The sequence below is a fragment of the Rahnella aceris genome (genome assembly GCF_011684115.1).
In the GTDB taxonomy this organism is placed as follows: Bacteria; Pseudomonadota; Gammaproteobacteria; order Enterobacterales; family Enterobacteriaceae; genus Rahnella; species Rahnella aceris.
This window is the reverse complement of the sequence record NZ_JAADJV010000005.1, coordinates 272,933-285,340: the sequence shown is the minus strand read 5'-3', so window position 1 is coordinate 285,340 and position 12,408 is coordinate 272,933. Positions and strand designations below refer to the sequence as shown.

The 12,408-nt window shown below is 52.6% G+C and carries 10 protein-coding genes and 3 tRNA genes; 12 read left to right on the top strand and 1 reads right to left on the bottom strand.

What is annotated here, in order from left to right:
- Positions 1 to 44: 44 nt before the first annotated feature.
- The 4 genes from orn to GW591_RS21570 all read left to right on the top strand — a co-directional run bounded on the left by orn (position 45) and on the right by GW591_RS21570 (position 1,129).
- Positions 45 to 599, top strand: coding sequence for an oligoribonuclease (gene orn, locus GW591_RS21585; RefSeq protein ID WP_013573756.1), 555 nt, complete (start codon positions 45 to 47; stop codon positions 597 to 599).
- Between the two features lie 184 nt (positions 600 to 783).
- Positions 784 to 859, top strand: a tRNA-Gly gene (locus GW591_RS21580).
- Positions 860 to 916: 57 nt separating this feature from the next.
- A tRNA-Gly gene (locus GW591_RS21575) sits at positions 917 to 992 on the top strand.
- A 61-nt stretch (positions 993 to 1,053) separates the two neighbouring features.
- Positions 1,054 to 1,129, top strand: a tRNA-Gly gene (locus GW591_RS21570).
- Between the two features lie 314 nt (positions 1,130 to 1,443).
- Here the strand turns inward: GW591_RS21570 and queG are convergent.
- The gene (gene queG / locus GW591_RS21565) at positions 1,444 to 2,598 is read right to left on the bottom strand and encodes a tRNA epoxyqueuosine(34) reductase QueG (RefSeq protein WP_126124601.1); all 1,155 of its coding nucleotides are present in this window, start codon (positions 2,596 to 2,598) and stop codon (positions 1,444 to 1,446) included.
- Here queG and nnr point away from each other — a divergent pair.
- The 8 genes from nnr (at position 2,597) to hflK (ending at position 12,406) form a co-directional block, all read left to right on the top strand.
- On the top strand, positions 2,597 to 4,111 hold the full coding sequence (nnr, locus tag GW591_RS21560) for a bifunctional ADP-dependent NAD(P)H-hydrate dehydratase/NAD(P)H-hydrate epimerase (protein ID WP_166861355.1): 1,515 nt from the start codon (positions 2,597 to 2,599) through the stop codon (positions 4,109 to 4,111). The genes queG and nnr overlap by 2 nt on opposite strands.
- A 10-nt stretch (positions 4,112 to 4,121) precedes the next feature.
- Positions 4,122 to 4,589: a tRNA (adenosine(37)-N6)-threonylcarbamoyltransferase complex ATPase subunit type 1 TsaE gene (gene tsaE, locus GW591_RS21555; protein ID WP_013573759.1), complete on the top strand. Its 468-nt coding sequence runs from the start codon at positions 4,122 to 4,124 to the stop codon at positions 4,587 to 4,589.
- A 7-nt stretch (positions 4,590 to 4,596) separates the two neighbouring features.
- Positions 4,597 to 6,363: an N-acetylmuramoyl-L-alanine amidase AmiB gene (gene amiB, locus GW591_RS21550; RefSeq protein WP_013573760.1), complete on the top strand. Its 1,767-nt coding sequence runs from the start codon at positions 4,597 to 4,599 to the stop codon at positions 6,361 to 6,363.
- Between the two features lie 31 nt (positions 6,364 to 6,394).
- Positions 6,395 to 8,314 carry a DNA mismatch repair endonuclease MutL gene (mutL, locus tag GW591_RS21545; RefSeq protein ID WP_014411561.1) on the top strand — a complete coding sequence of 640 codons (1,920 nt, stop codon included), beginning with the start codon at positions 6,395 to 6,397 and terminating at the stop codon, positions 8,312 to 8,314.
- On the top strand, positions 8,307 to 9,248 hold the full coding sequence (gene miaA / locus GW591_RS21540; protein ID WP_126124603.1) for a tRNA (adenosine(37)-N6)-dimethylallyltransferase MiaA: 942 nt from the start codon (positions 8,307 to 8,309) through the stop codon (positions 9,246 to 9,248). Before mutL ends, miaA begins: the two co-directional genes overlap by 8 nt.
- 114 nt (positions 9,249 to 9,362) lie before the next feature.
- Entirely contained in the window at positions 9,363 to 9,671 is a 309-nt protein-coding gene (gene hfq, locus GW591_RS21535) for an RNA chaperone Hfq (protein WP_013573763.1), read from the top strand.
- Between the two features lie 98 nt (positions 9,672 to 9,769).
- The gene (gene hflX / locus GW591_RS21530; RefSeq protein ID WP_013573764.1) at positions 9,770 to 11,074 is read left to right on the top strand and encodes a ribosome rescue GTPase HflX; all 1,305 of its coding nucleotides are present in this window, start codon (positions 9,770 to 9,772) and stop codon (positions 11,072 to 11,074) included.
- Between the two features lie 33 nt (positions 11,075 to 11,107).
- Positions 11,108 to 12,406 (top strand): FtsH protease activity modulator HflK, encoded by a 1,299-nt coding sequence (gene hflK, locus GW591_RS21525; protein ID WP_013573765.1) that lies wholly within the window; start codon positions 11,108 to 11,110, stop codon positions 12,404 to 12,406.
- Positions 12,407 to 12,408: the final 2 nt, after the last annotated feature.

Below are 12,408 nucleotides of genomic sequence, written 5' to 3'. Positions count from 1 at the left end.
GACGGAGATCTCCGTCAACTCTCTACTTTGTAACAGGACACATCATGGCTTCAAATGACTCGAACTTAATTTGGATCGACCTGGAAATGACCGGTCTGGATCCTGAACGTGACCGCATTATTGAGATTGCCACGCTGGTGACGGACGCGCATCTGAACATTCTGGCCGAAGGGCCGGTGATGGCGGTGCATCAGTCTGATGCTCAGCTGGCGCTGATGGATGACTGGAATGTGCGTACGCACACCGGCAGCGGTCTGGTGGATCGCGTCAAAGCCAGCCCGTTTGATGACAATGCAGCCCAGCAAAAAACTATCGAGTTCCTGCGCGAGTGGGTTCCGGCGGGGAAATCGCCGATTTGCGGCAACAGCGTCGGGCAGGACCGACGTTTCCTGTTTAAGTATATGCCGGAGCTGGAAGAGTATTTCCATTACCGTTACCTGGATGTCAGCACGCTGAAAGAACTGGCGCGTCGCTGGAAGCCGGAAGTGCTGGCCGGTTTTAAAAAGCAAAATACCCATCAGGCCCTGGATGATATCCGTGAATCCGTCGCTGAATTAGCCTACTACCGCGAACATTTTATTAATCTCCAGAATAACTGAAATCTTTTTTATTGCGCTGCGGAGCACGAAATCACCGTGTTTCGCTGATTAATTCATCTCTTTGATGTTTTAATCGACACTTGAACGAAAAATTCATTTTTTTGCTTTCAGGGGCTTGCGGCTAAAAGGATTTCTCGTATAATGCGCACCCCGTACCGATGAAGAATTTCGTTGAGTGCGCAGAGCGGGAATAGCTCAGTTGGTAGAGCACGACCTTGCCAAGGTCGGGGTCGCGAGTTCGAGTCTCGTTTCCCGCTCCAAATTTTTAAGTTACGTAGATTCAAAGATTTAAGCCGTAAAAAGCAGTGCCATGCGACGCGGGAATAGCTCAGTTGGTAGAGCACGACCTTGCCAAGGTCGGGGTCGCGAGTTCGAGTCTCGTTTCCCGCTCCAAAGTTTCAAAGGCTGTACATTTATAGCAAATGCCAGTACAGCAGATGTCAGACATCTCAATGCGGGAATAGCTCAGTTGGTAGAGCACGACCTTGCCAAGGTCGGGGTCGCGAGTTCGAGTCTCGTTTCCCGCTCCAGTTTTCTTCTTCAGTTCAAAATCATTTCTTAACGCTTTCTTCCTGCATTTTCTGTGCATAAATGACGTGATCATTACACGATTTGTAGTAATGTTTTAAACAGACTTATCCACAGGTTTAGTTGTTTTTTTACACTGTCTGTTTTTTGCGCTCGCCATATTGCCAAAATATAACTTGTTGATTTAAATCAATATAAATTTATAAAGAAACGTTATGACGATCACTTGCTCTTTTTTTTGCACTTGATTGGCAAAGCATTTTTATTTTTATGCACAGAAAATATCGCTTTTCTCATGCATTGCTTTGGGGAATGGTTATGCATCCCTTGGCAAACCCTTTTCCACTGCGCGGATCAGGCGTTTTTGCTGTGAAGTTTGCACTTCTATCCGATGTTCATTCCTTCTTTCTGTCTGCTGTGCGATTGCCCAACTGATATGTTCATCCAGCAACGCATTTTTCCCTTCCCGCGACTGTAAGGCATTAAGCACGTCTTCCGAATAGGGCGCATTGCCCAGCGCCACTGCAATATTGCGCAGCCAGCGCAGATGTCCGATACGCCGGATCGGCGAACCTTCCGTGATACGCAAAAATTTTTCTTCCGCCCAGCTAAACAATTCAATCAGCTCTGGTGCATGCAGCGCGGCGCGCGGGCTGAAATCTTCTTCATCCGTCAGTTGCGAATAGCGATTCCAGGGGCAAATCAGCTGGCAATCATCGCAGCCGTAGATACGGTTACCCATCAGCGCGCGGAATTCTTCCGGTATTGCGCCTTCCAGCTCAATGGTTAGATAGGAAATACAGCGGCGGGCATCGACGGTATAAGGCGCAACAATGGCACCGGTCGGGCAAGTGGTGATGCAGGCCACGCACTTTCCGCATTTCTCTTCCTGCGGCTGATCGACAGGCAGGGGCAAATCAATCAGTAGTTCGCCGAGAAAGAACCATGAACCGGATTCACGGTTAAGAATGAGTGAGTGTTTACCAACCCAGCCAAGACCGGCTTTCGCCGCCAGCGGGCGTTCCATCACGGGGGCGGAATCGACAAAAGGGCGAAAGGTGACGGTCTGATCAGCGTGTTCAGTACAATGCGCCTGAATCATATCGCCAAGTTTTTTCAGGCGCTGGCGCAAGACTTTGTGATAGTCACGTCCAAGGGCATAGCGGCTGACGTAGCCGAGTTGAGGATTATTCAGGATTTTGGCAAAGGCTGCTTTGGCGGGTAAATAATTCATGCGCACGCTGATCACCCGCAATGTGCCGGGCAGAAGTTCATGCGGCCGTGCGCGTAACATGCCGTGGCGCGCCATCCATTCCATCTCGCCATGATATTGTTTATCAAGCCAGTCTTGCAGTTTAGGCTCTTCGGCAGATAAGTCTGTATCGCAGATGCCAACCTGCTGGAAGCCTAGCGATTGGCCCCATTGCTTGATATGTTGAGCCAGTTGAACGAGATCGAGAGGGAGTGTCATGACGAACCAACGTGAAAAACGAAACGAGGCGAGTTTACCACATTCTGTGTTTTCTGCTGACTGGCTGCGACAGGCTGAACGCCAGGCGGCGCAGGAAACGGGGATTTCTCTGTTTACACTGATGCAACGTGCGGCAAAAGCCGCTTTTTTACTGGCGCAGCGTGAGTTTCCGCAAACCCGCCACTGGCTGATTTTGTGTGGCCACGGTAATAACGGTGGCGACGGTTTTGAAGTTGCGCGTCTGGCGAAAACTGCAGGCATAAGCGTGACGCTGCTGGCCGTGGCAGGCAGCAAGCCGCTGCCAGAAGAGGCAGAAACAGCGCGGCAGGATTGGCTGAAAAGCGGCGGCACGGTTAACCCTGCGGACTTTGCATGGCCGCAGGACGCTGATCTGATTATCGATGGTTTGCTTGGCACCGGTTTATCTTCCGCGCCGCGAGCACCTTATGACGGGCTGATTGAAGCCATTAACTCGGCGTCTTTGCCTGTCATCTCTTTAGATATCCCTTCCGGTCTTGATGCGCAAACAGGTCAGACTGCGGGGAAGGTGGTTCACGCCTCGCATACGATCAGTTTCATCGCCCTGAAACCCGGTTTACTGACCGGGCAGGCGCGCGACTACACCGGCAAATTACACTGCGATGCGCTGGGGCTGGAAAGCTGGCTGGGCGGGCATCTTGCTCCCTTACAACGGCTGGATGCGTCACAATTAGGCGCATGGCTGCACCCGCGTCGCCCTTGTTCTCACAAGGGCGAACACGGGCGTTTGCTGGTAGTGGGCGGCGATACCGGTTTTGCGGGGGCGATCCGCATGGCTTCGGAAGCCGCGTTGCGAAGCGGGGCCGGACTGGTGCGAGTACTCACTCACAAAGAAAATACCGGACCGTTACTGACCGCGAGACCTGAGCTGATGGTGGAAGAACTCACCGCAGAGTCGCTCGATGAAGGGCTTGAATGGGCGGATGTGTTAGTTATCGGCCCCGGTCTGGGTCAGAAAGAATGGGGCAAACAGGCGGTAGAACGCGCAGAAAATTGGGATAAACCGGCCTTATGGGACGCTGATGCGCTTAACCTGCTGGCAATCAATCCGCGGAAACGGCAAAATCGTGTGCTGACGCCCCATCCGGGCGAAGCGGCACGTTTGCTAGGTTGCAGCGTGAACGAAATTGAAAGTGACCGCTTACTTTCAGCGAAGAAACTCACGGAGCGATATGGCGGCGTGGTGGTGCTCAAAGGTGCCGGCACTCTGATTGCCAGTGAGCGTGGCGAGATGGCGGTCGCGGATGTCGGCAATGCCGGTATGGCATCCGGCGGCATGGGCGACGTACTTTCTGGTATTATCGGCGGCCTGCTGGCTCAGAAACTAAATAGTTATGATGCGGCCTGCGCGGGCTCAGTAGTGCATGGTGCTGCCGCAGACGAAATTGCCCACCGGCAGGGAACGCGCGGTATGCTGGCAACTGATCTTTTAGCGGTGATTGCCCCGTTAGTTAATCCAGACCTGAAGAAATAGATATCACTGAATGAATCAACTTAATATCTCTTTACCCGACGAAGCGGCAACGTTGCAACTAGGTGCTTCCCTGGCGAAAGCCTGTGAAGGTTCAACGGTTATCCATCTTTATGGCGATCTGGGAGCCGGTAAAACAACCTTTAGCCGGGGATTTCTTCAGGCATTAGGGCATCAGGGCAATGTGAAAAGCCCGACCTACACACTGGTCGAGCCTTATCAGCTGGAAAAGATTGCCGTGTATCATTTTGATTTATATCGCCTTGCTGATCCGGAAGAACTGGAGTTTATGGGGATCCGCGATTATTTCGCACAGGACGCTATTTGTCTGGTGGAATGGCCACAGCAGGGGGCAGGTGTGTTGCCAGAACCGGATATTGAACTGACGCTGGATTATTCCCTGACCGGTCGCACCGCGAAGCTGGTGGCGGTTTCTGAATCTGGCATAAAATTGCTGCATCGTGTTCAACAGCAAGGATGATCACGCGATGAACTCACGTTTTACCTCTCTTTATATTTCAGCCGCGATGTTGTTATCGACGCTGATATTGTTTGCTGTGCTCGCCTCACCGGTTCTTGCAGCAGGCATGAAAAACATCAATGTTTCCAACGGTGCCACGCAATCTACCGTTACGATTACATTTGATGGCTCACCGGATTACTCTTTTTTCCCTCTGCACAACCCTGAACGCGTAGTGATGGATATCCGTCAGGACGGCGTGATGAAAGGCTTGCCGTTGAATTTCAACGGTCAGAATCTGGTGACGCGTGTGCGTGCCAGTACGCCGCCCAATGCGCAGAGTCAGCGTCTGGTATTTGAACTGAATCAGAAAGTCAGAACCAACGCCACTAAACAAAAAGACGGCGGCCAGTACACCGTGGTGCTGACCATGAACGCCTCTGCTCCGGCACGTCAGCGTGCACCGGTTGCCGTGGCGACCAACACGCCATCGCCAAATGCGGGCAAAATGATTACGCCTTCCGAAAAATCAAACCCGTTTACCAATGATCAGACTAAAGTCGTAGCTACTACGGTGGCGCCGGATAACTCACGCTCTTCTACCGTGTCGACCAGTGACAGCAGGATAATTGTCGCGATTGACGCCGGTCATGGCGGGCAGGATCCTGGCGCAATTGGCGCGGGCGGGCTGAAAGAAAAAAATGTCACCATCTCTATCGCCCGTAAATTACAGGCGATTCTGAATGCCGACCCGATGTTCCAGCCGGTCTTGACCCGCGACGGTGATTACTTTATTTCCGTCATGGGACGTTCCGATGTGGCGCGTAAGAAAAACGCTAATGTGCTGGTTTCCATTCACGCAGATGCCGCGCCAAGCCGCAGCGCGCGTGGTGCATCAGTCTGGGTGCTGTCGAACCGTCGTGCTAACAGCGAAATGGGTAACTGGCTGGAGCAGCACGAGAAACAATCAGAACTGCTCGGCGGCGCCGGGGATGTGCTGGCGAATACCGCTTCAGACCCGTATCTCAGTCAGGCAGTGCTGGATTTACAGTTCGGTCATTCACAACGTGTGGGTTATGACGTCGCGACCCGTGTTCTGCGCGAACTGCGATCCGTTGGCTCTTTGCATAAAGCGAAGCCTGAGCACGCCAGTTTAGGCGTGTTGCGTTCGCCGGATATTCCTTCCCTGCTGGTGGAAACCGGCTTTATCAGTAATTCAACTGAGGAGCGGCTGCTGGGCAGCAGCGCGTACCAGGATAAAATTGCGAGGGCTATCCACATCGGCCTGCGTAATTATTTCCAGTCGCATCCGATACAAAACGGCCCAAAGGTCGAAAACCGTCCGCTGCTGGCCTCATCAGCAGCGGCGGCAGACAGTAGTGCGACAACCCGCTCTGCCGTGAGTCAGCCAGGTCCGATTGAAGTGACTGCCGGGGCAGCCGGTGCCACGCAGATCCATAAAGTGACACGGGGTGAAACCCTGACCGGGATCGCGAACAGCTATGGCACGACAAATGCGGCACTGCGCGACCTCAATAAGTTGAAAAAAGACGGCGTCTGGGTCGGCCAGCGATTGAAAGTCCCTGCGGGAACCCGCACATCTTCAATAGCCGCAGCACCGGATTCGACAGCAAAAACGGCGAAGAAACCCGCGAAACATAAAGTGAAACGCGGCGATACGCTGTCGGCGATCGCCAGTAAATATGGTGTCAGCATGAACGACATCAGAACCGCAAATCATATGAAGTCTGGCGAGGTACAGCTCGGCCAAACCTTAACTATTCCACAGTCATAGGCGGGAATAACCGTCTGCCACAGGAGCCGCTATGCCGATCAAGGTACTGCCGCCGCAACTTGCTAACCAGATAGCAGCGGGCGAAGTTGTCGAAAGACCGGCTTCCGTGGTGAAGGAACTGGTGGAAAACAGCCTTGATGCGGGCGCGACGCGTATTGATATTGATATCGATCGCGGTGGCGCCAAGCTTATCCGCATTCGCGACAACGGCTGCGGGATTGGCAAAGACGATCTGGCGCTGGCGCTGGCACGTCATGCCACCAGTAAAATCACCTGTCTTGATGATCTGGAAGCAATCCTGAGCCTCGGATTTCGTGGCGAAGCGCTGGCCAGTATCAGCTCGGTATCGCGCCTGATTCTGACATCGCGCACCGCAGAGCAGAATGAAGCCTGGCAGGCCTATGCCGAAGGACGGGATATGGCGGTGACGATCAAACCGGCGGCGCATCCGCAAGGCTCGACGGTTGAAGTGCTGGATCTGTTTTACAATACGCCCGCCCGCCGTAAATTCATGCGTACTGAGAAAACCGAATTCACCCATATCGATGAAGTTGTCCGGCGAATTGCGCTGGCGCGCTTTGACGTTTCCGTCAATCTCAGCCACAACGGCAAACTCATCCGTCAGTATCGCGCGGTGAAAGACCGTTCACAGTTCTCCCGCCGTCTGGCCAGTATTTGTAGCCCGGCGTTTGTCGAGCACGCACTGGAAGTGGAATGGAGCCACGGTGATCTGGCGATCCGTGGCTGGGTCGCCGATCCGGCGGGTTCGCGCAGTCTGACAGATATGCAGTATTGCTATGTGAACAACCGCATGATGAAAGATCGCCTGATTAATCACGCGATCCGCCAGGCGTATCAGGATCAGCTCAAAGATGATCAGCAGCCCGCGTATGTGCTTTATCTGGATGTCGATCCGCATCAGGTGGATGTGAATGTGCATCCGGCAAAACACGAGGTGCGTTTCCATCAGTCGCGGCTGGTACATGATTTTATTTATCAGGCGGTGATGTCCGTATTGCAGCAGGCCGGGGCACCCGTTCTTGACGAGCCACAGCTTCAGGAAGATACGCCGCGCTGGCAGCAGGAAAATCGTCAGGCGGCGGGTGGCAATCATTTCTCGCAGCCGGCAGAACGCAAAGTGCCGGCATCGCGGGAAAACAATTCCCCGCGCGAAAATGTGTTTCCTCAAACTGCCCGCGCCAGCCAGCCACGTGAATCTGCTTATCGCAGCACGGAACCTGCTTACAATCCTTCAGAAAGCAAAGCTTACGGACGTTTGTTGCAGCCCGCGCCGGAGTCGTTTTCCTTACAGGAACCGGCACCTGCTGTGGCACAGCCCGCTAAGCCCGCCGTTTCAGTGGCCCGTACACTGACGGAACCGGCGCTGGAATCGCACAGCCAGAGTTTCGGGCGCGTTCTGACGGTATGTTCCGCGGAATATGCGTTACTTGAGCGCGGCAAACAACTGGTGTTGCTGGCGTTACCGGTGGCCGATCGCTGGCTGAAATGGGCGCAGCTGACACCACCCGAAGAAGGATTGCGGCCGCAGCCGTTATTAATTCCGCTGAAGCTGACAATGCAGAAAGAAGAGACCGCCGTGCTGGCGCGCCATCAGGCGTTATTACAGCATTTTGGTTTAGAAATGCTCAGTGAGTCACAGCGTGTGACGGTTCGCGCGGTACCTTTACCATTACGCCAACAAAATTTACAAAAGTTGATACCTGATCTGTTAGGTTACCTTGCTGTTCAGCAGGAGGTGACTTCTGATGCGGTAGCTATGTGGTTTGCCCGCCACTGCGGCTGCGAGCATGAGGTCTGGACGATTTCGCAAGCCATACAATTACTCACGGATGTTGAGCGTCTTTGCCCGCAATTGGTGAAATCGCCCCCGTCCGGCCTCCTGCAACCTCTTGATTTACAGTCCGCGCTGGCGGCTTTTAAGCATGACTGATTCTGAAAACAACGCACTTCCCCCGGCAATCTTTATTATGGGGCCGACCGCCTCAGGTAAAACAGCATTGGCGATGTCGCTGCTGAAACACCTGCCTGTCGAGCTTATCAGTGTCGATTCCGCCCTGATTTATCGCGGGATGGATATTGGCACGGCGAAACCCACGGCAGAAGAGCTGGCTGAAGCACCGCACCGGTTGATTAATATTCTTGACCCGACGGTGGCTTATTCGGCGGCTGACTTTCGTCGAGACGCATTACGCGAAATGGCAGAAATAACCTCGCGCAATAAGATCCCGTTATTGGTAGGTGGGACTATGCTTTATTTCAAGGCATTGCTTGAAGGTCTTTCCCCTTTGCCACCTGCTGATCCTGTCGTGCGCGAGCGTATCGAAAAGCAGGCTGCAGAACAGGGTTGGGAGGCGTTACATGACCAGTTGCGCAAAATAGATCCCGTTGCGGCTATGCGAATTCATCCGAATGATCCGCAGAGACTGTCCAGAGCACTGGAAGTTTTTTTTATTTCGGGTAAAACTTTAACGGAACTGACTAAAATTTCGGGTGAAACATTACCCTATCGCGTACATCAGTTTGCGATTGCGCCGACCCGCCGGGAATTATTACATGTGCGGATCGAGGAACGTTTTAGTCAGATGTTGTCCAATGGTTTTGAAGACGAAGTCAGAACGCTGATAGCCCGGGGCGATTTGCATACAGATTTGCCTTCCATTCGTTGTGTGGGTTATCGCCAGATGTGGTCATATTTGTCTGGTGAATTCGATTACGATGAAATGGTTTATCGTGGTGTTTGCGCGACACGACAGCTGGCCAAACGTCAGATGACCTGGTTGCGAGGTTGGGAGAGTGTCGAATGGCTCGATTCTGAGAAGCCAGAAGAGGCCTTAAACCGTGTAATTCAGGTTGTTAGTGCATAGGTTGGGTGATTGTGTACAATTGATCAGTACTCAGCGCGCAAATTTTTTATGTGATTTATTTTCGAGCCGATAGGCTCAAAGTTACAAACAACAAACTAATAAGGAAAAGATAGAATGGCTAAGGGGCAATCTTTGCAAGATCCGTTCCTGAACGCATTGCGTCGTGAACGTGTTCCGGTTTCTATTTACTTGGTGAATGGTATTAAGCTGCAAGGCCAGATTGAGTCTTTTGACCAGTTTGTCATTCTGTTAAAAAATACGGTTAGCCAGATGGTGTATAAACACGCTATCTCCACCGTAGTGCCTTCCCGCCCGGTGTCACACCATAGCAATAATCCAGGTTCGGGCAGCACCAACAATTATCACCAAGGTAGCACTCCGTCTGCGCAACAGCCGCAGCAGGAAAACGATGACGCTGAATAAAGCGCAACGTTGGTCAACCACGAAGGGGTTCATAAGTATTCCGATTATGCTTATGCACCCCCGGCTGGCGAATTTTTCCCAAATGAGAGGTCGCAAGCTTGTTTGACCGTTATGAAGCCGGTGAGCAGGCCGTACTGGTTCATATCTATTTCTCGCAGGACAAAGACACGGAAGACCTGAGCGAATTTGAATCGCTGGTATCTTCTGCAGGTGTAGAGGCGTTGCAAGTCGTCACCGGGAGCCGCAAGGCACCGCACCCAAAATACTTTGTCGGTGAAGGAAAGGCCCAAGAAATCGCAGATGCCGTCAAAGCAACGGGCGCCTCTGTCATCCTGTTTGATCACGCCTTGTCTCCCGGCCAGGAAAGAAACCTGGAAGCCTTATGCGAATGTCGAGTTGTCGACCGCACCGGATTGATATTAGATATTTTTGCCCAGCGGGCCCGAACACATGAAGGTAAGTTACAAGTAGAACTGGCGCAATTACGCCACATTGCTACCCGACTGGTTCGCGGCTGGACGCACCTTGAGCGGCAGGGCGGCGGCATTGGCGCGCGTGGCCCAGGTGAAACCCAGCTCGAAACTGACCGCCGCTTGCTGCGGGACAGAATCACTTTGATCCTCAGCCGTCTTGAAAAAGTGGCTAAGCAGCGTGAACAGGGTCGTCGTTCACGCGTTCGTGCGGATATTCCGACGGTGTCTTTGGTTGGGTATACCAACGCCGGGAAATCCACACTCTTTAACCGTATTACTCAGGCCGATGTCTACGTGGCCAATCAGTTGTTTGCTACGCTGGATCCTACGCTGCGCCGTATTATAGTGGCAGATGTCGGGGAGACGGTTTTGGCGGACACCGTAGGGTTTATTCGTCACCTGCCCCATGATTTGGTTGCGGCTTTTAAAGCAACGTTGCAGGAAACCCGACAGGCATCTCTGTTACTCCATGTGATTGATGCAGCGGACATCCGTGTTCAGGAAAATATTGACGCGGTGAATACGGTGCTGGCAGAGATCGAAGCAGATGAAATTCCTGCGCTGTTAGTGATGAACAAAATAGATATGCTGGATGACTTTGTTCCGCGTATCGACCGCAACGAGGAGAATTTGCCGGTCAGGGTCTGGCTCTCAGCCGTGACAGGTGAAGGTATTCCGTTGCTTTTCCAGGCATTAACGGAGCGACTCTCTGGCGAGATTGCGCAGCATGAATTGTGCTTACCGCCGGAAGCAGGCCGACTTCGTAGCCGTTTTTACCAGCTTCAGGCCATTGAAAAAGAATGGATTGAAGAGGATGGCAGTATTGGTCTGATGGTGCGAATGCCCATCGTTGACTGGCGTCGCCTCTGCAAACAAGAGCAGGAACTGGAAAGCTATGTCCGCAACCAGAGTCTGTCTGATTTGGCCTGAAGAACACCAATCATAGAATAATGGAGCTATAACATGGCGTGGAATCAGCCCGGTAATAACGGACAGGACCGCGACCCCTGGGGCAGCAGCAATAATAATAGCGGCAACTCTGGTGGAAATTCTGGTGGAAATAACGACAACAAAGGTGGCCGCAATCAGGGGCCACCTGATCTGGATGATATCTTCCGTAAGCTCAGCAAAAAGCTGGGGGGCTTCGGTGGAAAAGGTTCAGGCAACAACAATAACAGCAACAATGGCGCACCAACGGGTTCCGGTCATGGGATGAGTGGTGGCCGGATTGTTGGCATCGCGGTCGCAGCGGTGGTGGTGATCTGGGCAGCAACGGGTTTCTATACCATTAAAGAAGCCGAGCGTGGCGTTGTGACCCGTTTTGGTAAGTTCAGCCATCTGGTTGAGCCTGGCCTGAACTGGAAACCGACCTTCATCGATCAAGTTCGTGCAGTAAACGTAGAATCGGTACGTGAACTTGCTGCGTCTGGTGTAATGCTGACGTCTGATGAGAACGTTGTGCGCGTTGAAATGAACGTGCAGTATCGCGTGACGGATCCTGAAGCTTATCTGTTCAGCGTCGCCAACCCTGACGACAGCCTGAGCCAGGCGACTGACAGCGCATTACGTGGCGTTATCGGCAAATACACGATGGATAAAATCCTGACGGAAGGCCGTACTACCGTGCGTAGCGATACCCAGCGTGTACTGGAAGAAACTATTCGTCCGTACAAAATGGGTATTACCATTCAGGACGTCAACTTCCAGACCGCGCGTCCGCCGGAAGAAGTGAAAGCTTCCTTCGATAACGCGATCGCCGCCCGTGAAAGAGAACAACAGTCTATTCGTGAAGCAGAAGCTTACGCGAACCAGATTCAGCCTCTGGCAAACGGTGAAGCACAGCGCTTACTGGAAGATGCTAAAGCCTATAAAGATCGTACGGTTCTGGAAGCGCAGGGTGAAGTGGCCCGTTTCTCCAAACTGTTACCTGAATATAAAGCCGCGCCGGAAATTACCCGCGAGCGTCTGTATATCGAAACCATGGAAAAAGTCCTCAGCCACACCCGTAAAGTGCTGGTGAGTGATAAAGGGAATAACCTGATGGTCTTGCCGCTGGATCAAATGCTGCGTGGAAATAACGCAGCAGCCAACGACACCAGCAAAAATGATGAAACAGGTTTGTTGCCTTCCGTTCCAGGTTTAACCAGCAGTAACAGTAAAAGCAGTGCCGATAACAGCAGTTCCCGTTCGTCTGGCAGTGTCATGGACCAGCGCCGTGCAAATGCACAGCGTGACGATACACTTCGCGTAGGGAGAGAATAACA

Bases quoted from the DNA above. Each gene is read 5' to 3' on its own strand.
- orn (WP_013573756.1), top strand. From the start codon at position 45: ATGGCTTCAAATGACTCGAACTTAATTTGGATCGACCTGGAAATGACC.
- nnr (WP_166861355.1), top strand. From the start codon at position 2,597: ATGACGAACCAACGTGAAAAACGAAACGAGGCGAGTTTACCACATTCT.
- queG (WP_126124601.1), bottom strand. From the start codon at position 2,598: ATGACACTCCCTCTCGATCTCGTTCAACTGGCTCAACATATCAAGCAA.
- tsaE (WP_013573759.1), top strand. From the start codon at position 4,122: ATGAATCAACTTAATATCTCTTTACCCGACGAAGCGGCAACGTTGCAA.
- amiB (WP_013573760.1), top strand. From the start codon at position 4,597: ATGAACTCACGTTTTACCTCTCTTTATATTTCAGCCGCGATGTTGTTA.
- mutL (WP_014411561.1), top strand. From the start codon at position 6,395: ATGCCGATCAAGGTACTGCCGCCGCAACTTGCTAACCAGATAGCAGCG.
- miaA (WP_126124603.1), top strand. From the start codon at position 8,307: ATGACTGATTCTGAAAACAACGCACTTCCCCCGGCAATCTTTATTATG.
- hfq (WP_013573763.1), top strand. From the start codon at position 9,363: ATGGCTAAGGGGCAATCTTTGCAAGATCCGTTCCTGAACGCATTGCGT.
- hflK (WP_013573765.1), top strand. From the start codon at position 11,108: ATGGCGTGGAATCAGCCCGGTAATAACGGACAGGACCGCGACCCCTGG.